This window comes from Roseibium sp. AWQ4_254, assembly GCF_056161025.1.
Map to the genome: position 1 here is coordinate 21,210 of NZ_JBSWYH010000032.1, position 24,052 is coordinate 45,261.

The window sequence follows — 24,052 nt, forward strand, 5'->3', positions numbered from 1 at the left end:
CTTGGGGGGCGTCTGGTAAGTGGTTGCATAGTCGAGGATATTGTCAATTTTTCATTTGGTTATATCAATGTTCGAAGACAACGGATTTACACCCTGTTATTTGCGCGTATTTTCGGCAAAAGAGACAAGAAGCATCCTCCAAACGGTCAAATCTCCCTAACCAGGGTGTCTGTTTGGGTACATCTGGGAGATAGGCATGGGCCTGATCAATTATGTCACCCGCGTTCAATTCGGGTTTGGCGAAATCACAACACTCAAGTCCGAGCTGGACCTTGCCGGAATTTCCCGCCCGCTGGTTGTGACCGACAAGGGTGTGCGTGAGCTCGGCTTCCTGGACAGGGTCGAAGCGGTTCTGGGTACCGCGCCTGCCGGTGTCTATGACGAGACCCCCGGCAATCCGAATGAAGCTGCGGTGCGCACCGCGACGGACCTTTTCAATGAGGTCAAGGCCGACGGTATTATCGCGATCGGCGGCGGGTCTGCCCTGGATCTGGCCAAGGCGGTCGCCATCCTGGCGGCCCATGGTGGGGCGCTGAAAACCTATGCCGTTATCGAAGGCGGGATCGAGAAGATCTCTGACAGGACCTGGCCGACTATCGCCATTCCGACCACATCCGGGACAGGCAGTGAAGTGGGCCGTGCGGCGATTGTCATTCTGGATGACGGCCGCAAGGTTGGCCTGCTATCGCCTTACCTGATCCCGAAGGCGGCGATTGTGGATCCGGAGCTGACCATGAGCCTGCCGCCGATGTTGACAGCGGCCACGGGCATGGACGCGATCTCCCATTGCATCGAGACCTATCTGGCCCCGTCTTTTAACCCGCCGGCGGACGGCATTGCGCTGGAAGGCCTGCGCCGGAGCTGGTTGAATATCCGCGATGCAGTTGAAAACCCGAAAGACCGGGAGGCCCGCGCCAATATGGCAATCGCCGCGACCATGGGCGCCATGGCGTTCCAGAAGGGCCTTGGCTGTGTTCACAGCCTGAGCCACGCTCTGGGGGGCATCAATCCCAAGCTGCACCACGGCACCTTGAATGCGGTCTTCATGCCCGCTGTCCTTGACTTCAACAAGAATGCGCCGGACGGGGGCGGCGAGAACAAATATAACCGTATGGCGGGTGTCATGGGTCTTGAGTCCGGTGACCAGATCAGCGGCGCGATCAAGGAAATGACGGCTGCCATCGATCTGCCGACCACCTTGTCGGAAATGGGCGTCACCAAAGACCTGTTCGACCGGATCATCACCGGCGCCCTGGCGGATCACAGCCACAAGACCAATCCGATCGAGGCATCGGCCGAAGATTATCTACATATGCTGGAAGCTTCTTTCTGAGGACTAGAGTATCTTGCAAACTTATCGCACGATGCTCTAGCCTCTGGAGAATGGCCGCCGGAATTACGCGATATATTAGGTCAGGCGCTATACGACCTGATCAAATACCGGCCCGGATTGCAGGCGCAATCCTGCCATGAAACTTGATCAGCAAGACAATGCTCTGGATGCATGGCCACTGGCGTCTCCACGGCTGGGGAGACGGCAGGTGGCATTTGCTGTCGACTGCCAGGTGTCTGTCGTCAGAGGCCATTGCGCGCATCCGGTCTTGCTTGGGTGCCTGTGAGCTCCAGCAGCTGGCGCAGGACTTCCGGCCGGTCCCAGTGGGCCGGACCGGTCATGCGGCCGAGCTCGCGGCCATCCGGGCCGATCAGCACCGAACTTGGAATCCCAAAGATGGTCAGCGCGCGCATGGCGCTTTGCCCCGGATCGGAATAGGCGGGAAGGTCCCGCAGGTTATTGCGTTTGTAAAAGCGCTCCACAGTGCCGATGCCAGTCACATCAACGGAGATCGGCAAAATACGGATGGGATAGCCCTTGAGGCTGCGGGCAAGAGCGTCAAGCGACGGCATTTCTTCCCGGCAAGGTTCGCACCAGGTGGCCCAAACATTCACAAAGAGATAGCTGCCCCGGAAATCGGCCAGTGTCAGGCTGTTTCCAGCGGCATCCTGGAAGGAGACTTCCCGGACCGGCTGCGGGGTGCTCAGCACGGACAGCTGGCCCGTGGGCAGGTCGGCTTGAAAAAGCTTGGGAGAGAGCGTTGCAACAGCAATAAAGCTGCCAATCAGCAGGGAAAGCGTCACCAGGGAAGACCGCATCCGGATGGGAGACCCCTTCTGCTTAGCATGAAAAATACGCAGCGGAAGATTAGCGGCATTGTGGCCAGTTGAGAACTGGGGCGGTGGGATTTTGAGAGTGAGGCCCTTGTTTCGAAGCGTTTGGGCAGAGCACGCGCCAAGCCGGGGGTAGACATAAGCCTCTGGTTTGGCGCGTGACGCGTTCATCCGGTTTCAAATCCGATACAGCGCGATGTGTTCTTGCGGCTGTGACTTTGCGAATGCAAGGCGGTGCGCGTCAGTCTGCCTTTGCCTTCAGGAAGTCCCCCACCTCCAGCAGAATGAATTCATTGTCGTCCGGGGCACCAAGGCGGCGGCCGGAGGAGAAGGGGAAATTGTTGTCGTTGCCGACAATGATATGATTGCTGTCCACGCGATCGACATTCTCAATGGTCACAAAGGGAAAGGTGAACCGGCCATCTTCCCGCCGGCCCTGACGGGCCAGACCCTTCGGGTCCTTGATGTTCAAAAGGTCGATATAGGCAACCTTGTGGACGGGCTGGCCCGGTTCGGAACCAGCCATATCAATCAGATAGACCCGTTTGAAGGCTGCCGGTTTTTCAAAGCAGTTGCCGTTATCACCGGCCTTGCAGGCCAGCTCCGCATCACCCTGGCCGCCGTCGCGCTCAAGGATCAGGCCCCGGGTCGCGTCGATCATGTTGAAATCGCCGATGGCGTGGCTGTCTGATTCCAGCGGATAGATCCAGAACCGGCCGGTCCAGGCGCGGGTTTTGGCGTCCATTTCCAGTAGCCGCAGGGCCGTGCGCCCGTCGGCCGTGGTTTCATAGCGGCCGGAGGCAGCATCCCAGAGAGGACCTTCCAGCAGCGGATAAAGGGTTTTGCCGTCAACCGAAGAGGCAAAGCCTTCATAGCCGCGCGAGCGTTTTGCGTTGGGACCGGAAGCTGCCTTATCCGGGTTGGACAGGGACAGGAATGGATTGTCCGGTGACTGGACAGGCGTGCCATCGATGATGGTGTCGTGGATTTCCTTGATTACGCCCGTGGTCTTGTCGGCAACCAGCACGAAGGGGCCGAATTCATCACCGATGACAATGTCGCCGCCAACGATCTGAAAGCCCTCAATGTCGAAATCCGAACCGGTGAGATAGCGCGTGTCCGTGCCTTCCATGGTGATGGGAAAGGGCACGATCTTTTGCGGATCTTTCAAAAAGACTTGGCGGAGGACCTCCACCTTGCCGGTTTTGAAATCCGGTTTGAGGATCGAGAAGAACAGCATGGCGTCCGGAGAATTGGCCTTGCCGCCAAAGCCGTTGTCGGTCAGGACGGTATAGGTCCCGTCTCCCATGGCCTTGATGCCGGAAAATCCCTGCAGCGGCTGGCCTTTGAACGGCAGGGCCTTCCCGCTGGCCGGGGCCGCTGTGGAGCGGCGGTTGCCTTCGCCGGTGAATTTTCCGGAGGTCTGTAGAGCTTCCGGGGCATCGGCCGGGGGCTCGATCAGGGTTTCGGCGGGCAGGACGGCATGGCCGGCAAGGGTCGCGCCGTATTCGGCGCTGTCAGCGAGCGCGGACGTGGCGGTGGCGGTCAGGAACAGAGTGATCAGCATACGGTGCATAGGGGCTCCTCATCAGGTCTGCGGATGATGGGGGCAGCGTAGACCGCCGCCGTCACAGGGGCGTGTCGCAACCGTATCAGATCCGTGAAGCTGCGCGGTAAAGCAGGCCGGGTGAAAAGCCAAAGCCTGCCGTTAAGGCTCTTTTGCTGCGCCGCATAATCACTTGGTCCAATAGACAGGGGCTTGATGGTTTTCCACTGGCGGATTTTCGCGCCGCTGACCGCAGAGCCGCGTGTTCCAGATCAGCCCGCCAAGGTTAAAAATGGCTGAAATCTGCCAAATTTCAAAGCTCTCCCAAAGTCTTACGTCCTTCGGAGTTCCGTTAAGATACGTAGTCTACGACCTAAGTCGTGTCAGCCGTTAGTAGTGTTGAAACCGGGTTTTTGGCTGCTACTGTCCCGGTCTCAGTTCTGATCAGTCTTCCAGTCTTGGTTGGAAAAGACGTTCCAATCCAGTTCGGCCGCGGGTGAGGTTGGGCCGTGCCGGGTTGGGCGAATGAAGACACTGTGCCCGGTCCTTGGTGGCGTTCCCGGTTGTTGACAGGCCTGGGGGCGCTGGACGTGCCGAGGCTGAGACTGATTGGGCGGAATTGCACCCCCGTTTCCCTTGCTGGCTGCGGTCACAAGGGATCAGACGGACGAAGTGGAGGAGACGACATGTCTGACAACTCATCCAAAAACGCTTATTGGTCCGCCAATATGCGGATCATCTCGATCAGCCTTGTCATCTGGGCGCTGGTCTCATTCGGGTTCGGCATTCTGCTGCGCCCTATGCTGAGCGGCATAGCCGTCGGCGGCACGGATCTCGGCTTCTGGTTTGCCCAGCAAGGCTCGATCCTGGTCTTCCTGGCCATCATTTTCTTTTATGCCTTCTGGATGAACAAGGTCGACCGTGAACACGGTGTGGACGAAGAATAAGGACCGCTGAACAGATGGATCAGTTTACTATCAATCTGCTGTTTGTGGGCGGCTCCTTCGCGCTTTACATCGGCATCGCTATCTGGGCCCGTGCCGGCTCGACCTCCGAATTCTATGCGGCCGGGCGTGGGGTCCACCCCGTGACCAATGGCATGGCGACAGCGGCGGACTGGATGTCTGCTGCTTCTTTCATTTCCATGGCCGGGCTGATTGCCTTCACCGGCTATGACAACAGCTCCTTCCTGATGGGCTGGACCGGTGGCTATGTGCTGCTGGCACTTTTGCTTGCGCCCTACTTGCGCAAATTCGGCAAGTTCACCGTCTCCGAATTCATTGGCGACCGGTTTTACAGCCAGACCGCTCGGATCGTTGCCGTGATCTGTCTGATCGTTGCCTCGACCACTTATGTGATCGGGCAGATGACCGGTGTCGGCGTGGCCTTTGGCCGCTTCCTGGAAGTGGACAATACGACGGGGCTGCTGATCGGCGCCTGCGTGGTCTTTGCCTATGCGGTTTTTGGCGGCATGAAGGGCGTGACCTATACGCAAGTGGCGCAATATGTGGTGCTGATCACAGCCTATACCATTCCGGCAATCTTTATCTCGTTGCAGCTGACCGGGAACCCGATCCCGGGCCTTGGTCTGTTCGGCACCGATGTGGCAAGCGGGGAGCCGCTGCTGACCAAGCTGGATCAGGTGGTGACGGATCTGGGCTTTTATTCCTATACGGCCCACCATGCTGATACGCTCAACATGGTTCTGTTCACCTTGTCACTGATGATCGGCACGGCCGGGCTGCCCCATGTGATCATGCGGTTTTTCACCGTGCCGAAGGTTGCCGATGCCCGCTGGTCCGCCGGCTGGGCGCTGGTCTTCATCGCGCTGCTGTATCTGACGGCTCCGGCGGTTGGCGCCATGGCTCGTCTCAACATCACCGACATGATGTGGCCGAATGGCGGGATCAGCGGTGGGGCTGTGACCGTTGAGCAGATCGAGAACGACCCGAAATATGACTGGATGGACACGTGGCAGAAGACTGGTCTCCTGAACTGGGAAGACAAGAACGGCGACGGCAAGATCCAGTACTACAACGACAAGAATGCGGACATGCAGACCCTGGCTGCGGAAAAGGGCTGGGCAGGCAATGAGCTGACCAAGTTCAATCGGGACATTCTGGTGCTCGCCAATCCGGAGATCGCCAACCTGCCAGGCTGGGTGATCGGTCTTGTGGCCGCCGGGGGCCTTGCAGCCGCCCTGTCCACTGCCGCCGGATTGCTGCTGGCCATTTCGTCGGCCGTCAGTCATGACCTGATCAAGGGGGCGTTCAATCCGAACATATCGGAACGGGGGGAATTGCTGTCGGCTCGCATTGCCATGGCCGTTGCCATCGTGGTCGCCACCTATCTGGGCCTCAATCCACCCGGATTTGCCGCGCAAACCGTGGCGCTTGCCTTCGGTCTCGCGGCGGCCTCGATCTTCCCGGCGCTGATGATGGGGATCTTCTCGACCCGCATCAACAACTCTGGAGCCGTGGCCGGGATGCTGGCAGGCCTCGTGGTGACCCTGGTCTATATCTTCCTGCACAAGGGCTGGTTCTTCATTCCAGGAACCAACACCTTCTCCGATGCGGATCCGTTGCTTGGTCCGATCAAGTCGACCTCGTTCGGTGCGATTGGTGCGGCGGTCAACTTCCTGGTGGCCTATGTGGTGACCGGTATGACCAAGGAAACGCCGCAGGCGATCAAGGATCTGGTGGAAAGCGTGCGTGTGCCGCGTGGTGCCGGCGTGGCGCAGGAGCACTGATCAAGGCTGCGGGCGGCCTTCAAAGGTTGCCCGCCCATCTGTCATCCTGCCCTGTCCGGCCACCCGCCGGACGGGGCATTTTTGACTTGGAGAGACCTTTCACAGGCAGATGACATGTCCTTAAACGCCGAACAGATCTTGACCTTTCTCAAGTCCTTGCATCCCTACGATGCCTTGCCCGAGGACCTTCAGAGCCATCTGGCGTCCCGGTTTGCCGTTCATGATGTGGCGCCGGGCCAGAAGATCTACACCTATGGGGAAGATTTGCCCGGGCTGTTCATCATCTATGAAGGGGCGGTCAAGATCCGGGATGAGAACAGCGTTCTTGTCAGTCATCTGGTGCTGCGCAACACGTTCGGCGAACGGGGACTTCTGAAAGACGGCAAGGCTGCAACCTCCGCCGAGGCGGATGAGGCATCTTCGCTGCTGGTGCTGCCTCCAGAGGACTTCCGGTCACTTCTTGATGAGCAGCCGGTGGTGGCCCGGTTTTTCGACCGGGCGCGGAAATCCAGCACGCGGGGCCGCGATCTGGCAGCCAGCCGGGCCGAAACGCTGATGGCGCGCAATCCGGTGACCTGCGGGCCGCAGACAACGGCGCGGGAGGCTGCCGGGCAAATGCGCGACCAGCATATTTCCTCGCTCTGCGTCACGGACCCTGAGGCGGCCTTGCTGGGGATCGTGACCAACCGGGACCTTGCGGGCAAGATTGTGGCGGAAGGCCGGTCCGTGGAGACGCCGGTTGCCGAGATCATGACCCGGGACCCAGTCACGCTGCCGCCGTCCGCCATTGGAACCGATATTCTGCATCTGATGATGGAACGCCGGATCGGGCACGTTCCCATTGTCGCGGCGGGGCGGCTAGCCGGTATAGTGACCCAGACCGACCTGACCCGCTTTCAGGCCATCAGCTCGGCCGATATGGTTGGCCAGATTGCGCGGTCATCTTCAGCGAAAGAGATGGCTTCGGTCACCGCGCGTATCCCGCAATTGCTGTTGCAGCTGGTTGCGGCCGGCAGCCCGCATGAGGTGGTTACCCGGCTGATCACCGACATTGCCGACAGTGTGACGCGCCGGCTGCTGGCGCTGGCGGAAGCACGGCTCGGACCGCCGCCCGTGCCCTATCTTTGGCTTGCCTGCGGATCGCAGGGACGCCAGGAGCAGACAGGCGTCAGCGACCAGGACAATTGCCTGTTTCTGGACGATGGCGTGCAAGAGGATGATCGGGCAGGCTATTTCGCCGATCTCGCCCGCTTCGTGTGTGACGGCCTGAATGCCTGCGGCTATGTCTACTGCCCCGGTGACATGATGGCGACGGCCGACCGCTGGCGTCAGCCGGTCCGGGTCTGGAAAAGCTATTTTGACGGCTGGATCGGCAAGCCTGACCCTGAAGCGCAGATGCTGAGCTCCGTCATGTTCGATCTGCGCCCCATCAGTGGCGACATGGGGCTTTATGAGACCCTGCAGGCGGACACACTGGCAAAGGCGGCGGGCAACTCGATCTTCGTGGCGCATATGGTCAGCAATTCTCTGAAGCACACACCGCCGCTCAACCTGCTGCGCGGACTTGCAACGATCCGCTCAGGAGAGCACAAGAATTCGCTCGACATGAAGTTGAACGGTGTTGTGCCGATTGTGGATCTGGCTCGCATTCACGCGCTGCAGGGGCAGATCCAGCTGGTCAACACCAAGGCCCGTCTGCTGGAGGCGCGGGCCAACGGCCAGCTCAGCCAGTCGGGTGGCAGCGACCTTCTGGACGCCTATGACCTGATCGCGGAAAGCCGCCTGTTGCATCAGGCGGATCTGATCAAGCAGGGACTGGCGCCGGACAATTTCCTGCAGCCGTCGACCTTGTCGGACTTTGAGCGCAGTCATTTGCGCGACGCCTTTGTGGTGGTGAAGACCATGCAGTCCGCTATTGGACAGGGCCGGGGCATGCTGGGATAAGAAAACAACGGGCAAGGCCAGACCGGTCTTGAGGGAGAACAGACATGTTTGTCGAACTAATCGCAGCATTTGTGGCCGGAGTGGCCGCTGCGGGCCTGGTGCTGCTGTTGAACAGGGTTGTTGGCGGGCGCCTGCCGCGCTGGCTGGCTCCGGTGGCCGCAGGGCTTGCGATGATCGTGACCACGATCTCCAGTGAATATGGCTGGTACAGCCGGACCCGGGACGCCTTGCCAGACGGGTTTGTGGTGGCGCAAACCGTCGAAAACCGGACATTTTACCGGCCCTGGACCTATGTGCAGCCCTTTGTCGACCGGTTTGCAGCAGTCGACCGGGAAACACTGCGCTCGCACCCGCAACGGCCTCAGGAACGGTTGGCGGAAACCTATTTCTTCGGCCGCTGGGCCCCGGTCAACAAATTGACGGTGCTGGCCGATTGTGCGGGCCATCGGCGTGCCGCACTGGCAGACGCTGTCTCTTTTGAGGCCGATGGCACCGTGGCAGGCGCGGACTGGGTGCCGGTGGCCGAAGAGGATCCGCTTTTGAGCGCGATCTGCGGAGTGCCGTGATGTTTCTGTCGCTCAGCCTGCGCCTCAGGACCTTCCTGCTGTTTTTGGGCGCTGCCGTGGTCAGCTGCCTGCTGGTGGGCGCTGCCCATTATTTTGCCTTTTCCCGCTTGAACGACAGCGGACCGGTCAACGCCTTCCTGATTTCAGGCGCCCTGTCCGTCTTTGCCATCCTCGCGGTCACCACGAAGATCTGGCTTCTGTTTGACGAACATGTCGCCAAGCCGGTTGAGCAGATGGCCGCAACCATCCGGACCCGGGCCCATGCGGGGGTGGATGCGGATGTTGATCTGGATGCGGCGCGGTTCCTGGGGGATCTTGGCCCGGCGGTGCATGCTGTCAGCGGGGAACTCTCCAAAGTGTCTGCAGGCGCGGAGGATCTGGTGGCGGCGGAAACAGCGCATTTGCTGGCGGAAAAGGCGCATCTGTCCATGCTGTTGACTGAGATCCCTGTCGCTATCATCATGGTCAGCCCCAACCAGAAGATCATGCTCTATGACGGTCAGGCCGCAGATGTTCTGGGTCAGGTGCATGTGCCCCGCCTGAGTGCGTCTGTGTTCGATTATTTCAATGAAGAGGATCTGGCGGCAGCCCAGAAGAAGCTGGCCGAGGGGCGGACCGAGGTTCTGGCCAATATCCGCTGCAGCCGGGGGAACCTTAAATTCGAATTGCGGTTGAAGACCCTGAAACAGGTGCCGGGCTACATGATCCTGGTGGATGCGACCCGGGCCCGGATCGCGCCGGAGGCCGAGCGTCCTCTGATCTATGATTTTGACTTTACCGAACAGGAGGCAGAACGGGAACTTGGAGACCGGGCGCTGGAAAAACTTCAGTTTGTCGTGTTCGACACGGAAACGACCGGGCTGATGCCCAACAAGGACGAACTTGTTCAGATTGGTGCTGTCCGGGTGGTAAATGGCCGGATCATTCCGGGGGAGGAAGTGGATCAACTGGTCAATCCGGGCAGGCCCATTCCAGCTGCGTCAACGCGGGTTCACGGGATCACTGACGGGATGGTTGCTGGGGCGCAGGATGCAGGCGAGGCAGTGGGGGCGCTGCACGGCTTTGCCCGTGACAGTGTTCTGGTGGCCCATAATGCCCCCTTCGACATGGCCTTCCTGAACCGGCATGCGCGTATATGCGGGTTCACCTGGGACCAGCCAATGCTGGACACGGTGTTGCTGTCGGCGGTGCTGTTCGGGGAGACGGAAGACCATTCTCTGGACGCCCTGTGCCAGCGCCTTGATGTTCAGATTGCACCGGGTCTGCGCCATACCGCGCTGGGCGATGCCACCGCTACGGCGGAAGTGCTGTGTAAGATGTTGCCGATCCTGTCCTCCAGAGGCTACCGCACCTTTGGCGATGTGATCACCCAGACCCGCAAACACGGCCGCTTGCTGCAGGATCTCAACTGATCCCGACCGCTCGCCGGTCATAGAAAAGGGAAGCGGCGGTGGCCGCTTCCCTCTGTTTTGCTGACAATGCTCCCAGCCGTTAGACGGCGAAGATATCGCCGGACAGGTCAAGCTGTGCCACAAGCGGATCGTGGTCGCTGGCCCGTGTGTCGGTTTCGGCGAATTCAGAGTTCACGTGAACGAAGTCGAACACGGCACCATCGGCCAGGTGGTCGCTGACCAGGAATTGGTCGAGGGCCTGGGAATTGCCCTGGAAGATGAAGCTGTAGATTTCATCTTCGTCGACCGTGTTCACCAGGTTGGTGAGACCGCCGCCGCCTTGCTCGAGGGTTTCGACCGGGGAAATGAACTCGAATTCGTTCATGTCACCGAGAACGATCACGTTGGCATCTTCATCTTCGAAGACCAGCGTATCGACATATTCACGGACCGCCGCGGCCTGGGCCTGACGTTCGTCAAGGCTGCCATTGACCGTTGTGTCTTCCTGACGTTCGTCGAATGGCTGTTCCAGGCCGAGGATCGGCGCGGAGCCACCTTTGGAAGACAGGTGGTTGTTGACGATCGTGACTTCGTCCCCTTCGAAAACGAAGGAGGCTGCCAGCGGCAGACGGGCGCCTTCAAAGGCACTGCCTTCACTCTGGTCGCCGACTGCTTCCACCGATCCTTCTACCAGATCGACACGGTCCGTGTTGTAGAGGAAGGCCGTGCGGATGTTGCCACCCGGCTGACCGCCAGATTGGCCATCGGTGATGAACGTGTTGTCGATGAACTCGTAGTTCAGGCTGCCATTGATGAAGCCGTCATCGGCCCGGTCGATTTCAAGCGCCAGGAGCTGCAACGTCTTGCTGGCCGAGGTGACCCCGTCGTCAAGCGAACCGCTGTTGTCCTGGATTTCCTGAAGGGCGATAATGTCCGGTGTGCCCAGATTGTTGACGATCTGCTCGGCAATCTTGGCAAAACGGCCATTGGCCAGGTCCGCATCGCCGTCGCCATCGTTCGGATCAAGGTTCAGAACGTTGTAGCTGGCCACTTTGAGCAGGCTGGGATCATCCACCAGGTTGGCGGTTTCCGGTTGAAGGTCAGCGGAGACGATCTGGCTGGTGAAATCGACGGTCGGTGCAATTTCGAAGTTTCCGAAACTGTAGGTCACGACCCCAGTCACATCGCCGAGCTTGTCACCCACATTCACGTCCGGAAAATCGAAATCCAGAATGCCGGAGTCGAAATCGATCTGAATTTTCTCCGGATTGAAGTCATCCGGCGAAATGTTGAGCGTGCCCCGCTCGCTGAGACCAGTTGCATCGGCCCCCTGATCAACAACCCCGAAGATTTCTCCGAACCGGTTGGTGCCGGCAACGGCCTGGACATCCTGGGCCGTCACGAGCATGCCTTCCAGGCTCTCGAAGAAGTCGATGCCGTCGGTTTCCGGATCGAAATTGCCCTCGCCGGGGATCGTTCCGAAGGCGTCGTCATCGATGATTTCGCTCGGCGGCACGCGGCCGCCCTGGCCGATCACGGTGGCCGCGATCACGCCTGTTCCGGTGACCGTGATGGTTGGGCTCACGATCTGGGTCGTGGACAGGTTGCGGGTGCTGGCACCGCCTGGCGTGAACTCGGAGACCGAGCCTTCTACATTGACCGCATCGCCTGCTGAGACCGACGGTGTGCTGCCGGTATAGACGAAGATGCCATCGGATGTCGCGATGTTCCCGTCGCCTGTCGGGTCCTGCATATAGAAGCCGTTGCTGCCGACGGCGGTCACGATGCCGGAGGTGAGCACAGACTGGCCTTCATAGGCCGATATGTGCCCGGCACCCTGGATGTCGTAGATGGCCAGTTCCAGCGGGCCGGTGCTGCCACCGCTGCCGCCTGCCGTTGGAGTGTTGACGGATGGATCGTTGTTGAAGTCCAGGATCGACCAGTCCGCAGCCGTATCCGTGTCAACGCCATCTGTGATGCGGCCGGCACCAGCAGGCAGGAAGCTGCCATCCGGGCCAACGACAGGCGCATCAAAGAAGAAGCTGTCGCTTTCCCCGCCATCGGTAACCCCGACCGCATCCAGCACGACTTCAGAGCCAGACACAGATGTGTCCGTGATGCTTGCGGTTTCCACCAGAGCAATCGTGTAGGAGCTGTTTTCGACGAAGTTGTTGGAGAGGGACGCATCCGGCGTGACGCCGTAGGTGGAAGCGGCATTGTCATTGGCCACCAGGTAGAAGCCATTGTCTCCGATAACCGCATCGTCCGGGAAGTCGAACTGCTTGTCGATCTTGCCGTTGGACGATCCGGCATCGCTTTCCACGACAATGATGCTGAGGCCGGCCAGGGACTGGCCAGGTTCACCGTATAGCTCGATATATTCGCTATCGGCTCCTGTGGTGCTGCCCAGAACTTCGTTGATCACGAGTTTCTGGTCATCTGACACTCCGTCAAAAACATCATCTTCGCGGAAATCAAGGTTCTGGATGCGGCTGTCCGTATCCGCACCGCCGTCAGCTTCGTCATAGGCGTTGTCCGCATCGCCGAAGTTGTCGTCGAGATATTCGGCCAGCGCGTCCTGCTCGGTGCCGTCATCTGCAAAGGTGGCGTCACCACTGGTGGTGCCTTCCTGTTCCAGGGCAACGAAATTGATCCGGGCAAGGACGTCCGGGTCCTGAACGTCGCCGACAGACGGATCGGAGTTGGTGTTCGGGAACGGATATCCGTCGCCGCCGCCGATGAAGTTGCCGTCATCGTCGAAGCGTGGGGCAGCCAGAAAGTCCAGCGTGACAACACGGAAGGTCTCGGTGGTGTCTCCGGCGAGTTCGCCATCCACAACCAGGTCCGCGATCAGATTGCCGTCGTCATCGAAGATACCGGCATTGACGATGCGGCTGCCTTCGGGCAGGTCGGGATCAAAGGACATCTTGATGCCAGAAATCTGCGGGAACCGGCCGGATACGCCCGGCAAGGCGCTGACGCCATGCTCAAGCAGTGCGACAATTTCTTCCTTGGTGAGTGTCAGAAGCACCAGGCCGTTGTTGAAGGCGAGGGTGGTTTGAATGTCGTTTTGAGAGATGCCGCCTTCCGGCTTGACCACATTGCCGTCGCCGTCAACGACTTCCTCGTTCGGAAGACGTTCCGCTTCGGTGCCGCCTGCCGGGACAATGGTCTGGCCGATGGAGGCGCGGATGCCGCCACCATTCTTGATGGAAATGACAACCGGGTCATCGCCTTCGAGAAGGTTGTCCGCATATTCGCGGTTCGCATCGGCGGTCAGGTTGCCAAGATTGGTTTCCTGGGTGCGCACACCGTCCGGATCGTCTGCGTCGCCGGTGCCGGACCGGTTGCCGTTCAGGAATACGTTGGAAACACCGAAGACATTCGATTCCGTTTCAACGATCTGATCCTGGATGGCATCCACGATTGCCTGGATTTCCGGATCGACCAGATCTTCGGCATTGAGATCGGCGACACCCTGGTCGTCGGTCGCATAAGCCCCTGAGACATCTTCATCGTAGCTTTCAGGAATAATGTTGCCGTCTTCATCAAAGTCGACAACCAGGCGGCCAACATATTTGTAGCTGCCATCAGTGTTGACCACAGCGGTGGTGGTGCCGCCCGCATTGGTGATGAACTCTGGATACTGACCCTGGTCACTGTCGCCGTCCCGCGGACGGTCATTGTCGTCAAAAAGGCGGGTGTTGGAGCCGCCAGCTACAATAATATCGACATTTTCCAGACGAGTGGCGAGGGCTTCTTCAATGTTGATCTGCTGCATATGGGCCAGCAGGACTACCTTGTTCATGCCTTCATTGTCGGCCAGAAGCGTGTCGACTTCCGCCTGGATCAGCGCCGCCAGGGCATCAAGTTCAGCGTCGGTCGGGTTGGTGTCGGCCCAGTTGGGCAGAACCCCCACATCTCCTGGGCTGGAGATGGACGCCAGGGTCGGCGTCGTTGCCCCAACAACACCGATCTTTTCGCCATTCACGTCGATTACGGTGGAGGAGGTGACGACGTTGCCCTGAGGAGCCTGACCGCCAGCGGTTTCAAGCGGTGCCATGTTGGCATCCGTTGAGAAATCCAGGTTGGCGGAAAGATACGGCATGTCGGTGCCGGTGAAATCCTGGCCATCGAGGGCGGTGCCGGACAGGGCGCTGAAGTCGCCCGTGGCATCTCCGCTGATGAGGCCGGCTAGCTCGCCTGTGCCGAAGTCGAATTCGTGGTTGCCAAGGGCAATGGCCTGGACGCCCAGCTCGTTCTGGATCTGGATGTCGGCAATGCCGCCGGAGCCGAAGACCGCTTCCGAAGCATCATAAAAGAGGCCAGGAATGAAGGCGTCGCCGGAGGACAGGGTCAGCGTGTTGTCGGCAAGTCCGTCATTACCGAGATCTTCCGCCCGCAGGGCGTTCAGCACAGCCGAGAGGTTCGGCGCGTCATGAATGGCTGCTACACCGGCTTCCTGGTCAGTGAAATGGAGCAGTTCCAGCGTGAACACTTCTGGCTCGATCAGGCTGACGGTCTGGTCCTTGAACTCCAGATATTCGAAATTGACAAACCGGTCCCGGCCGTCATTTTCGCCATCGCGCAGATCCTTGATCGTGCCCGCCTCCCGGTCGAGTTCATAGTCGGCGCGGTTGCCGGAAAAGACGAGCGTGTCAATGCCAGCGCCACCGTCGGAATAATCGTTGCCTTCTCCGCCTTCGACCCGGTCATCTCCCTTGCCGCCATATTGCTTGTCGTTACCCTTGCCACCGCTCAGCTCGTCATCGCCACCAAGACCTGCGATCAGATCGTTGCCGCCATTGCCTTCAATCTTGTTGTCTGCGCCGTCGGCGGTGATCACGTCGCCAAAGTCGCTGCCGGCGACGTCAGTCACTTTTGACAGATCATCGTGATCGATGGTGCCGTCTTTGATGCCCTCGGTCAGCTTGAGCCAGCCTTTAGATTTGTTGGAGAGGTTGGTTCCCCAATTCTGGTCAAGGCGAACATAGAGACCCTGGGCCGCACCGGAATAGTCGATTTTGCTTTCATCAAGAGCCAGGAACTCGAATCCTTCCAAAGCGGAAGGCAATGCGTTGGGCAGGCCGCCCTGGTCTTGCTGGGCGCTTTGCGTTGTGCGGCTGTTGGAGATGTTCTCGTTCAGCTTCTCAATTGCTTCTTCGAGCGCCTTGTTGTTATCGTCCAGGACGGTGTTCTGGTCCGTGCCGCTGTCTTGCGATCCGTCAGATCCGCTTTGAAAATCCATGATGTCCCTCACCCCTTAATTGAACACTGTTAAGCAAGAAAACCGGGTCTGAGCAAAAGTAACCAACGACACCCATGTTGTTAAAAAGTCCAGCTGGATAGCCGTCTAAGATACTCAGAAAATACCGATAATTGCGTAGGGCGCTGGAGGTATCAGCGTTGTTTGACAGATTAATGAAAAGTTAATTACAGAAATGACCTGAAACAAATGTCTTATTAGCCGTAGAAGCTTATTCGTAATTGAGCTCATTAAGTTAGAGATTTTTCTTTCAATTGAGCTGCTTGTGGAGAGGATTTTTTTGTTTCTCCTTGTGTGGGAGGTATTCGCAGCGCCTGAGGACGGGTTGTTGCACGGGGGCGTGGATCTTCCGGTCTTCTGTCAACAGTATCTTGCCACTCAGGCGGCGGTGCGTGCTTCTACCCCGGCCCGTTGCGGATCGAGCCGTTCGGACCGGTAGTCGGACCAGTTCATCTCTTGCGCGGCGTTTGGGCAAGGGGAGCTGTCCAGTCTGAGAAGGAAATCTTCAGTCACGTCATTGCACCAGCCTTCTGCGGGATTGAATTCCAAAATGGCGTGCAGGTTGTCAAATTGTCCGGAGCGCAGATCCTTCTCCACGGCGGCGGGCGTCATGTCCGTGAGATCGCGTTCCAGCGTGTAGAGACATCCATTCAGTTCGCAGACAATTGTGAAAAATGACCTGTCCAAACCCAGTTGCATTTCTGCGCGCCTCCTATGACATCACCTCCATAAAATATACGCAATAAGCGTACAAATCAAGTGCGGCGTGTGGAGCGTATGCGTTCGTTCTTGTGGGGGTTAGAGAGGTTTGAAGACCATGACAATCTTGGCCTTGATCTTGACCTCTGTGTGGTTGGCATCTCCTTCCCGGTAAAGGATCGTATCCTGAAACCGGGGGTCACTGGATTCCGGCATCAGCTCGGACTGTCCGTTCAGCTTGATGAGGCGTTTGGCTGTGCGTTCAATCGTCATGCCATCGTCCCGGGACCTCTCAACCAGGACCAGATCGTTTTCTTTCAATTCAATGCCTGCGGCCAGATAGTCAACGCAGAGAAGCAGGTCGCCATTGGCTGCAATCCGGTTGAGGGATTCTCCGCGGACCTTGACCACATACTGGGCTTGTGCGGGGAAGCGGATATCATATGAAATTGTTGATTCTAAAGCATTTTCCGCTTCAAATAGAGCTGCTTCCATCCACAGGCCTGCGGCAACTTCTCCGACAATCGGAACGCCGTTTTTGGGGATTTGAGGCACTTTTTTCTGGATCTCCGCAACAGCTCCGTCTGCCAAGGCGAGCACATCCTCGCGCGTGATGGCCGGGTTTCCTTTGCCCGGTAGAACGGTCAGTAGCTTGCTGATGAAGTTTGCTGGCAGGCCTGCGTCCGGATAACTGGCCGAGAAATACCGCTGGATCGACGAGGCTTGGGAGTAACCCATTTCCCGGGCGATGGCCCGCAGTGACAGGCCGGACCGGTCCTTCAGGTGCTGAAGTTTTTCGTGAAGAGAGGTTCCGGTCATCCAGGGTGTGCCGTCTGTTCGCTAAAAGAGACGCGATTCATACCGTATGAGTATTGCGTTGACAAGTGTACGTTATATACGTACGTTTTCTGCGATCTAAAATTGCAAAAGAGGAGTCGGCAATGCGAGGAAGAGGTGGCCTGAGAGGATTCGGCGCATCCGGGCTAGGTACGGACAAGGGTCTGCGGATCTGGAATGGGAGCAAATGGTGAGGGACTTTAAGGAGCAGATGGAAGAGGCCCGGGACAGGGTGGAGCGGTGCCGGTTGCGGGCAGAGCGGCCGAATGCACGTCTGGAAGATGATTTTGCCCTGGAAAAGGCGCGCAACCGCTTGCTGACATTGGAGTTGCGCAGTTTGAAGTCCCAAGTGGGGGCGGTGGTGCCTTCTAAGGGGGTAAACTCGCGCGGGGACTCTGCTTGCAAGCCGCAACCGGGGTGCGGGTCTGCGCGTAAAGCCGCTGGAAAAACAATAGGAACAAAACATGAACTTTTGCGTTTGAAGCCTCGGGACCGGGCTGAGGCGGCCTTTGCCGCCTTGCAGAAAAGCGGGGATGCGGGAAAGGGGGTAGAGTGATGGCTTCCGGCGGTCACGTAGACAGAATTGCGGCGGAATTCGGAGTGCACTTCATCTCGTCTGCCAGGCGTCTGGAGGGGCGTCATCACTGCAAGGCCCGCAAGACCTGTCAGCAGCTATTGGGCAAGCATGGTCCGGAGCATCTGCGGCTGGTCTTTGGTCTGATCAATACGCCGCAGAACAGGGGCAACTGGTCTGCGCCGGTTCTGACAGCCGTGTCCTGGCTGGTTCGCAACAAGCCGGGTCTTGTTGCCGAGGCGGATTTTGTCAGCCGGTTTGACCAGATCGATCTGGGCGGGATGCTGATCTGCGCCAAGGATATCAATCCAGGCGCGCCGACACTGACGCTGGCTGTCCTTCTGTCTTACGAACTGGATCGGTCATTATCGTCAAAATTACCAAGTATGGTGGCGTGATGTTAATCGTAAAGAAAGATAAGATAGGTATTTTTGCTAATATTTTGCGAGTGCTGGCCTTGAAACTGGAATCTGGATCTTGCGTCAGATTTTGGTCGAGGTGGGCCTTGAAAGACGGTGACACATGCAACAAAGCATGGGCCGGTTGGGGGCTAGAACATGTATCAGACAAAGGCGCAGGTCCACGCTTTCGAACGTGGGGGGGAGGCGTACCGGGAAGGGAAATCGCAACGCGACAATCCTTATCCTCGGGAAGTCGATTATTTCTTCTTCTGGGAGCAGGGGTTTCTGGAAGCCCGGGATGCGGCACAGGGCTAAAGGGTAAAGGGGCCCTGCAAGGCATATTTTCAGGCTGGAATGAGAGGGGGGTTTTTACCCCTTCGATCTCAACAGTTGGCTTGGAGGTGCTTTGACATGGGATCGTCCCGGATACCTGAAGATCCGGATGCTGTGATGGGGCGTCTGGTCGAAGCTTTTGAAGTCATTGCTGTGACTGGCAAGGGGGACGGGCCGAAATCGGTTCTGGCTGCCTGGCCGGATTACCGGCGCAAGATTGCTAGGCGCACACGTGTTTTTCCGCCCCGGCGCATTTCGGAGGCTGAAGAGGCGCTGACCTGGTTCACGCTGATCGATGATGCCGATGCGCGCCGGGCCTTGCAGTTTGAGGTGATGTGCAAGGCTGGTGGCGGCAAGTTCAGCCGGATTTGCGAGACATATGGCTGGAAGCGCAGCACAGTGACGAGCCGGAACAAGGTGGTTCTGAAGAGACTGGCCGGGCGGACGCTGGCTACTTGAGCGTTTTTCAATTTAACATATGACCCGGCTGCGCTGGTTTGCCAGCGCAGCCGGGATCGGCGGCGGCTTTGGCAAATCTTGATGCGGTGCGCTCAATTTACCGGCTGAGAAAAATATTTTATGTCAGCAGGTTAACGGAATTTTGGGTCTTGGGAACGGTTTCAGACGGTCCCGTTTTCTGGACGGTTCCTCAAAAGGCGGCTAGAACGGGCGTCATCACAGTAATCTGGGCCCTTGCAACTTGCGGAAGCTGGTGCCAATTGTGCGGCGGCGTCTGGCAGGACAGCTTGTTCCGGTTTGGCGGCTTGAGAGCAGATTGGCCCGCTTTCCGGTTGTTGTCAGGGTGGGGCGGGGTATCCCTTGTCTTCTTGATTGTTTTTTCGTTAAAATTCCGATTGGTAAAAAAGCGGATTATCTGGAACTTGTTGTGGTATCATTTAGGTAAGCTTCCACAATTTATAGTTGGTCTTACGGTGAATTGTAAATTCTTGGCTGTCAAAACTTTCATTTTTGCAATATGCTTGCAATTTCTGTCTTGTTTGCAAGCGATGGCATTTGCAGATGACGTAGAGATTATAGTGCGTGATCCCGCTTATTATCATGCCGGTCACCGCCGTTTCATTGAAGAGACTCTTGTCATGGCGCTCGACAAGGTCGGGGTAACTGCTCATCTGGTCTATGCAAAGACGGATTTTTCACGCAAGCGGATGCTGCAAGAGCTGATTAAGGGGGAAAATCTTCAGGTTGTCTCGCACGCGCCGACTGCCGGATGGGAAGAGAAGCTGATCACGATCCGCATCCCTTTGCACAAGGGGCTGCAGGGCTACCGCCTGTTTGCCATCAACAAGAAGGACGCAGACACGCTGGCCGCTGTCGAAACGCTTGAGCAACTGAAGCAACTGCCGACCGGCTCCGGCTTGCAATGGGCCAGTACGGAGGCCCTACAGACATCCGGGTTTCGTGTGATCACGGCCGAAGGGCTTGGCTCTCTCTATGAGATGTTGCGCCTTGGGCGGATTGTTACATTCGGTCGGGGTGTGTTCGAGATTTTCAACGAAATCGGGGATTATGACCGGGGCCGGGGAGATCTGGTGGTCGAGCAGACCTTGTGCCTGTTCGTGCCCCTGCCGGTCTATTTTTTTGTCAGTCCGCAATATCCGGAACTTGCCCGGCAGATTGAGAACGGCCTCAAACTGATGATTGCGGACGGAACATTCGAAGCGCACTTCCGGAAGTATCATCTGGAGGCCGTTATGCGTGCCAGGCTGGACCAGCGAAAGGTCTTTACGATTGCAAATCCAAACCTGAGCGCGCTGACGCCTCTGGATGAGCCGTCTTACTGGTTTGATCCCAAGGACTACCGTTCTGAAGAAGCGGACGAGCAGACCCAATAGTCTACGGGCTGCCAATTCTTTCCCGGAACCGTGTGCCACGCTGACCGTATGCCAACCTTGAAGCGTTCCCTCGAAAACGTGCGGCATTTCAACGGGTTGTCCTTTCTCTGACTGAAATCAAAGAAGTCAACGCAAACGAAAAATGGTTTGCGGCCACAGGACTGCAAGGCGCTTTAGAGCGCCAAGTTTTGGGGTGTTTTTTATGCCACCCCGAAAGCAAAGCCTGCGCCCATTCACATCGGGCAGGCTTATTTCACTGATTTTATTTTTAATCCGACCGGTGAATACAAATCTCAATTGATACAGAGCGCCGGTTTTATATGGAACGGGAAAGACTGACCATGTCTGAAACTGATGAGAAGGCGGATCCGCTCCTGTGGTCAACACCGGCTGAACGGCAGAAGATCTGCCGGGATCTGTGCGCCCACATTGCCGAAGGGTTTTCGATCGAGAGTTTTCCGGCGGCCGACCGGAGAACCATCCGCTACCACGCGGAGCAATTTCCCGAGGATTTTCCTCCGGACAAACTGGAGGTAGCGGCGCGCAAGGGGCTTCTGGAATGGGAGCGGATCGGCAAGGAGGGCGTGCGCGGCGAGCTGGCGAAATTCAACGCCAGCGCCTGGTCGCTCACCATGAGGAACAGGGCGGGCTGGCGGGAGCGGTCCGAGGCCGAGATCTGGACTGTGCTGGGCGGCCCGGAAGATGCGGCCAGGATCGAGACCTTCAAGCCGCGCAGCTCCGCGGAAATCGCGCTGGGGGTGATGGCATTGTTGACGGGTGAGGGCATCAAAGGGAATGACGACAGCACTTCAGACGCTGATTGACCATATTGACAAGATGGCGGCTCCTGACCGGGTTGCCTTGCAAAAACAGCTGGATGAGACGGGGGTTCTGACCCAGTTCGACATCTGGCAGCCGCAGAGGGGGCCGCAGACGGAGGGGTATTTTTCCCAAGCGGATCTGACGCTCTATGGCGGGGCGGCTGGTGGAGGCAAAACTGACCTGATTGCGGGCCTGGCCCTGTTCGCCCACCACAAGGCGGTGATCTTCCGCCAGTCGCTGAAGTCCCTGAAAGGCCTGATTGAGCGCATGAACACGCTGATGCGCCGGGCGGGGATGGGCAAGATCACCGGAAATCCGCCGCGCTGGACCGGGCCTGAAGAACGTATGATCGAGTTCGGCCATTTGGGTTTGCCGGGATCGGAAGAAGACTGGCAGGGGCGGGATCATGATCTGAAAGCCTTTGATGAAGGCGCACAGATGGACCCGCGCAAGATCCTGTTCGTGCTGGGTTGGCTGCGCACCACCCGGCCGGGACAGCGCTGCCGGGGGCTGATTGCCACCAATCCGCCGCTGGGCGGGCAAGGGGATTACCTGATTGAATGGTTTGCTCCCTGGCTCGACCCTCTGCATCCGCTCTTCGGAACCGTGAAACCCGGAGAACTGCTCTGGGCCGTGTTTATTGACGACGGTGATACGGTGCGCACCGTCTGGGTGGACGGGCCGGAGCCGGTGGAGGTGGAAGGGGAGCTGCGCACTCCGAAAAGCCGGACCTTCATTCCCGCCCGTCGCGGGGACAACCGCTATCTCGGCGAAGATTATGACGCCCAGCTGGACCAGATGCCGGAGCCCATGCGCACGGCCCTTCGGACCGGCGACTTTCAGGCTGCACGTCAGGATCATGACTGGCAGGTCATCCCGTCCGAATGGGTGGATGCTGCCTTCAAACGCTATGACGAGGGAGTTGATGCGGGCAAGCCCATGGACGTTCTGGCCGTTGATGTGGCCCAGGGCGGCAAGGACAAGACGGTGCTGCAACCCCTGCATGGCTGCCGTTTTGAAGCGGCCGTGATCCGCAAGGGAACCGACACGCGGGACGGGGCGGATGTGGGCGCGCTGATCGTCCGCGAACGGCGGGACAATGCGCTGATTGTGGTGGACTGCACCGGCGGCTGGGGTGGTGACACAGTCGGGTTCTTGAGCCGTGAAAACAGCATCCCGGTGGAAAAATGCGTGTTCTCGGCCCAGTCCGGGGAAACGGCGAAGGACAGCCGCATTCCCTTTTACAACCTGCGCGCCCAGCTCTACTGGCGCTTGCGCGAGGCACTGCACCCCACAAGCGGTCAGGGGCTGGCCATCAAACGCTCCGCAGCCGTGAAGGCGCAGTTGACGGCCCATCGCTGGAAGCTGAAGGGCGGCAAGATCCTGATTGAGAGCAAGGAAGAGATCAAGGACCGTCTCGGGGCGTCCCCGGATGAGGCGGACGCAATTGTTGAGGCATTGGGATGGAAAGACAAGGCAACGGTCAGACAGGTGATGAAACAGGACCGGCGGAGCCGCTCGGCGGCGCTGGACGATCCGCTCGACGGCTTCTGATCCGGGACCTGACCGTGCGCGATGCCAGCTATATTGCCGCGAATTTACGGGCACAGGATTTCCAGGAAATTGCCTGTCTCTGGGAGACCTGGGACACCCGGGCGCTTGGGATCTGCGCGCTGGAAACCGCCGTTCCCGGTATGGCCTGGGCGGTCTGGTATGAGGGCCAGCCGGCAGCAGCCTATGGGTTCAGCCGGGCGTCAGCCTTCGACCCGGATCATTGGCAGGCCTGGGCTTTCGGCACGGACCGGTTCAAGCGCTGCGTGCCGCTGATGACCCGGCATCTCAACGATATCCGGCCGATTGTTGAGCGAGAGTGCCGCCGGTTGCAGGTGATCGCCAAAAGCGATCACGATATTGCCCATGGCTGGATTGAAGGCTTTGGCGGACAACGGGAAGGCAAGCTGCGCGCCTATGGCCGGGGCGGGGAGGATTTTTTTGTCTATGCGTGGGTGCGGCCGGGAAACGGGATGCCGCCTTGCGATATTCCGAAGAGCCTTCTAACCTGACAGGGCTTGCTGGCGGTGCCGGGCGTTTGGGGGATTTTTTACGCAGGCTCAAGGCTGTGGCCAAGTGGCAGGGCAAGGTTGCTGGCGGCATCTATTGCGCGCTCAGTGCCCGCCTGGCCTTGCAGGAAAGATGACAAAGACTGTATTTTCAAGCCATTGCGCGCAACGGACCGTGTCCGCAAAGCATTGACATCTTACAAAAAACACCTGCAGCCTGTCTGAGCCCCTGTTCAAGACATTCCGCTCGCATGGACGGTTCGTCAAAACGGGGCTAAAACAGACCTCATCACATTACATTGGACAAATGCGGCTTTGCCCGGAAGGCTCTTTCAGAGCACATCGCGTTTCATCGGGTTTGTCTTTCGTCGCCTGACATCAGCGATTTCAACGCAAAAGACCAGGCAGTTTAAAACCGGATGACCGTGGCACGCTCAAAGGGCTTTTGCGGATCTGTGCCCGCGTCCGGACATGGGGCCGCTACCACGCGGCAGAGCGCGTAATCTCATCGAAAATCAGTCAGGTGAAAAGGTGCTGCCGGGCGTTCCGCAAACGGACCGGCGGGACGGCCTGTGCGCTGGCTGGCCTTTTGGATAATTTCAGGAAAGGAAACAAGCATGTGCCTATTCGGAGGGGCTTCCAAGCAGCAGGACCCGGAACCGACACCGCCGGCGCCGCGCGACCCGGACCCGCAGCGGCAGGCCAAGAACCTGCAGGAAAATGACCGGCGCCGCCGGGCGGCCGCCTATAGCACCCGGGCCACGACCCAGACCAGTCCGTTGGGCGTTTCCAACTATGGCAGCGCGTCGCGGCCCGGTGTCACCTTGCTGGGACGGGCATAAGGC

The 24,052-nt window shown here is 58.6% G+C and carries 19 protein-coding genes and 1 pseudogene; 15 read left to right on the forward strand and 5 right to left on the reverse strand.

What is annotated here, in order from left to right; all coding sequences use genetic code 11:
- Positions 1 to 196 precede the first annotated feature (196 nt).
- Positions 197 to 1,333: an iron-containing alcohol dehydrogenase gene (locus ACXAIC_RS20705; RefSeq protein WP_475184735.1), complete on the forward strand. Its 1,137-nt coding sequence runs from the start codon at positions 197 to 199 to the stop codon at positions 1,331 to 1,333.
- 242 nt (positions 1,334 to 1,575) lie between these two features.
- On the opposite strand, the gene ACXAIC_RS20710 is transcribed toward ACXAIC_RS20705, so the two are convergent.
- Both ACXAIC_RS20710 and ACXAIC_RS20715 read right to left on the reverse strand, forming a co-directional pair.
- The gene (locus ACXAIC_RS20710; RefSeq protein ID WP_475184738.1) at positions 1,576 to 2,151 is read right to left on the reverse strand and encodes a TlpA family protein disulfide reductase; all 576 of its coding nucleotides are present in this window, start codon (positions 2,149 to 2,151) and stop codon (positions 1,576 to 1,578) included.
- A gap of 256 nt (positions 2,152 to 2,407) precedes the next feature.
- Positions 2,408 to 3,742 carry an esterase-like activity of phytase family protein gene (locus ACXAIC_RS20715; protein ID WP_475184743.1) on the reverse strand — a complete coding sequence of 445 codons (1,335 nt, stop codon included), beginning with the start codon at positions 3,740 to 3,742 and terminating at the stop codon, positions 2,408 to 2,410.
- Between the two features lie 656 nt (positions 3,743 to 4,398).
- Here ACXAIC_RS20715 and ACXAIC_RS20720 point away from each other — a divergent pair.
- The 5 genes from ACXAIC_RS20720 (at position 4,399) to ACXAIC_RS20740 (ending at position 10,383) form a co-directional block, all read left to right on the forward strand.
- Positions 4,399 to 4,659 carry a DUF4212 domain-containing protein gene (locus ACXAIC_RS20720; RefSeq protein ID WP_475184746.1) on the forward strand — a complete coding sequence of 87 codons (261 nt, stop codon included), beginning with the start codon at positions 4,399 to 4,401 and terminating at the stop codon, positions 4,657 to 4,659.
- Positions 4,660 to 4,673: 14 nt separating this feature from the next.
- Positions 4,674 to 6,461 carry a sodium:solute symporter family protein gene (locus ACXAIC_RS20725; RefSeq protein WP_475184750.1) on the forward strand — a complete coding sequence of 596 codons (1,788 nt, stop codon included), beginning with the start codon at positions 4,674 to 4,676 and terminating at the stop codon, positions 6,459 to 6,461.
- A 114-nt stretch (positions 6,462 to 6,575) separates the two neighbouring features.
- A complete protein-coding gene (locus ACXAIC_RS20730) occupies positions 6,576 to 8,405 on the forward strand; it encodes a DUF294 nucleotidyltransferase-like domain-containing protein (protein ID WP_475184754.1) in 1,830 nt (609 codons plus the stop codon).
- Between the two features lie 44 nt (positions 8,406 to 8,449).
- Positions 8,450 to 8,971, forward strand: coding sequence for a hypothetical protein (locus ACXAIC_RS20735; protein ID WP_475184755.1), 522 nt, complete (start codon positions 8,450 to 8,452; stop codon positions 8,969 to 8,971).
- Entirely contained in the window at positions 8,971 to 10,383 is a 1,413-nt protein-coding gene (locus ACXAIC_RS20740) for a 3'-5' exonuclease (RefSeq protein ID WP_475184759.1), read from the forward strand. Before ACXAIC_RS20735 ends, ACXAIC_RS20740 begins: the two co-directional genes overlap by 1 nt.
- 79 nt (positions 10,384 to 10,462) lie before the next feature.
- Here the strand turns inward: ACXAIC_RS20740 and ACXAIC_RS20745 are convergent, their stop codons facing one another.
- The 3 genes from ACXAIC_RS20745 to ACXAIC_RS20755 all read right to left on the reverse strand — a co-directional run bounded on the left by ACXAIC_RS20745 (position 10,463) and on the right by ACXAIC_RS20755 (position 17,146).
- A complete protein-coding gene (locus ACXAIC_RS20745; protein ID WP_475184763.1) occupies positions 10,463 to 15,610 on the reverse strand; it encodes a 5'-nucleotidase C-terminal domain-containing protein in 5,148 nt (1,715 codons plus the stop codon).
- A 396-nt stretch (positions 15,611 to 16,006) separates the two neighbouring features.
- Complete coding sequence (locus ACXAIC_RS20750; RefSeq protein ID WP_475184764.1) at positions 16,007 to 16,327, reverse strand: hypothetical protein; 321 nt, start codon at positions 16,325 to 16,327, stop codon at positions 16,007 to 16,009.
- Positions 16,328 to 16,426: 99 nt separating this feature from the next.
- Positions 16,427 to 17,146 carry a LexA family protein gene (locus ACXAIC_RS20755; RefSeq protein ID WP_475184767.1) on the reverse strand — a complete coding sequence of 240 codons (720 nt, stop codon included), beginning with the start codon at positions 17,144 to 17,146 and terminating at the stop codon, positions 16,427 to 16,429.
- Between the two features lie 573 nt (positions 17,147 to 17,719).
- Between ACXAIC_RS20755 and ACXAIC_RS20760 the strand changes: the two genes are divergently transcribed.
- The 9 genes and pseudogenes from ACXAIC_RS20760 (at position 17,720) to ACXAIC_RS20800 (ending at position 24,049) form a co-directional block, all read left to right on the forward strand.
- Positions 17,720 to 18,136: a hypothetical protein gene (locus tag ACXAIC_RS20760; protein ID WP_475184771.1), complete on the forward strand. Its 417-nt coding sequence runs from the start codon at positions 17,720 to 17,722 to the stop codon at positions 18,134 to 18,136.
- Between the two features lie 159 nt (positions 18,137 to 18,295).
- Entirely contained in the window at positions 18,296 to 18,454 is a 159-nt protein-coding gene (locus tag ACXAIC_RS20765) for a hypothetical protein (RefSeq protein WP_475184772.1), read from the forward strand.
- Between the two features lie 96 nt (positions 18,455 to 18,550).
- Entirely contained in the window at positions 18,551 to 18,931 is a 381-nt protein-coding gene (locus ACXAIC_RS20770; protein ID WP_475184773.1) for a DUF6362 family protein, read from the forward strand.
- A gap of 68 nt (positions 18,932 to 18,999) precedes the next feature.
- Positions 19,000 to 20,325 carry a hypothetical protein gene (locus tag ACXAIC_RS20775; RefSeq protein WP_475184778.1) on the forward strand — a complete coding sequence of 442 codons (1,326 nt, stop codon included), beginning with the start codon at positions 19,000 to 19,002 and terminating at the stop codon, positions 20,323 to 20,325.
- A gap of 341 nt (positions 20,326 to 20,666) precedes the next feature.
- Positions 20,667 to 21,149, forward strand: a complete 483-nt coding sequence (locus ACXAIC_RS20780; protein WP_475184782.1) for a hypothetical protein — start codon at positions 20,667 to 20,669, stop codon at positions 21,147 to 21,149.
- Positions 21,121 to 22,701 (forward strand): hypothetical protein, encoded by a 1,581-nt coding sequence (locus ACXAIC_RS20785; RefSeq protein ID WP_475184787.1) that lies wholly within the window; start codon positions 21,121 to 21,123, stop codon positions 22,699 to 22,701. Before ACXAIC_RS20780 ends, ACXAIC_RS20785 begins: the two co-directional genes overlap by 29 nt.
- Before the next feature lie 14 nt (positions 22,702 to 22,715).
- Positions 22,716 to 23,210 (forward strand): hypothetical protein, encoded by a 495-nt coding sequence (locus ACXAIC_RS20790; protein ID WP_475184789.1) that lies wholly within the window; start codon positions 22,716 to 22,718, stop codon positions 23,208 to 23,210.
- An 8-nt stretch (positions 23,211 to 23,218) separates the two neighbouring features.
- A pseudogene (locus tag ACXAIC_RS20795) lies at positions 23,219 to 23,344 on the forward strand (LysE family translocator); the annotation flags it as partial.
- A gap of 480 nt (positions 23,345 to 23,824) precedes the next feature.
- On the forward strand, positions 23,825 to 24,049 hold the full coding sequence (locus tag ACXAIC_RS20800; RefSeq protein WP_475184793.1) for a hypothetical protein: 225 nt from the start codon (positions 23,825 to 23,827) through the stop codon (positions 24,047 to 24,049).
- Positions 24,050 to 24,052 lie beyond the last annotated feature (3 nt).

Excerpts from the sequence above, each read along its gene's own strand:
- ACXAIC_RS20745 (WP_475184763.1), bottom strand. The coding sequence starts at position 15,610 with ATGGATTTTCAAAGCGGATCTGACGGATCGCAAGACAGCGGCACGGAC.
- ACXAIC_RS20800 (WP_475184793.1), top strand. The coding sequence starts at position 23,825 with ATGTGCCTATTCGGAGGGGCTTCCAAGCAGCAGGACCCGGAACCGACA.
- ACXAIC_RS20725 (WP_475184750.1), top strand. The coding sequence starts at position 4,674 with ATGGATCAGTTTACTATCAATCTGCTGTTTGTGGGCGGCTCCTTCGCG.
- ACXAIC_RS20785 (WP_475184787.1), top strand. The coding sequence starts at position 21,121 with ATGACGACAGCACTTCAGACGCTGATTGACCATATTGACAAGATGGCG.
- ACXAIC_RS20750 (WP_475184764.1), bottom strand. The coding sequence starts at position 16,327 with ATGCAACTGGGTTTGGACAGGTCATTTTTCACAATTGTCTGCGAACTG.
- ACXAIC_RS20760 (WP_475184771.1), top strand. The coding sequence starts at position 17,720 with ATGGCTTCCGGCGGTCACGTAGACAGAATTGCGGCGGAATTCGGAGTG.
- ACXAIC_RS20755 (WP_475184767.1), bottom strand. The coding sequence starts at position 17,146 with ATGACCGGAACCTCTCTTCACGAAAAACTTCAGCACCTGAAGGACCGG.
- ACXAIC_RS20720 (WP_475184746.1), top strand. The coding sequence starts at position 4,399 with ATGTCTGACAACTCATCCAAAAACGCTTATTGGTCCGCCAATATGCGG.
- ACXAIC_RS20780 (WP_475184782.1), top strand. The coding sequence starts at position 20,667 with ATGTCTGAAACTGATGAGAAGGCGGATCCGCTCCTGTGGTCAACACCG.
- ACXAIC_RS20770 (WP_475184773.1), top strand. The coding sequence starts at position 18,551 with ATGGGATCGTCCCGGATACCTGAAGATCCGGATGCTGTGATGGGGCGT.
- ACXAIC_RS20765 (WP_475184772.1), top strand. The coding sequence starts at position 18,296 with ATGTATCAGACAAAGGCGCAGGTCCACGCTTTCGAACGTGGGGGGGAG.
- ACXAIC_RS20735 (WP_475184755.1), top strand. The coding sequence starts at position 8,450 with ATGTTTGTCGAACTAATCGCAGCATTTGTGGCCGGAGTGGCCGCTGCG.
- ACXAIC_RS20715 (WP_475184743.1), bottom strand. The coding sequence starts at position 3,742 with ATGCACCGTATGCTGATCACTCTGTTCCTGACCGCCACCGCCACGTCC.
- ACXAIC_RS20740 (WP_475184759.1), top strand. The coding sequence starts at position 8,971 with ATGTTTCTGTCGCTCAGCCTGCGCCTCAGGACCTTCCTGCTGTTTTTG.
- ACXAIC_RS20730 (WP_475184754.1), top strand. The coding sequence starts at position 6,576 with ATGTCCTTAAACGCCGAACAGATCTTGACCTTTCTCAAGTCCTTGCAT.
- ACXAIC_RS20705 (WP_475184735.1), top strand. The coding sequence starts at position 197 with ATGGGCCTGATCAATTATGTCACCCGCGTTCAATTCGGGTTTGGCGAA.
- ACXAIC_RS20710 (WP_475184738.1), bottom strand. The coding sequence starts at position 2,151 with ATGCGGTCTTCCCTGGTGACGCTTTCCCTGCTGATTGGCAGCTTTATT.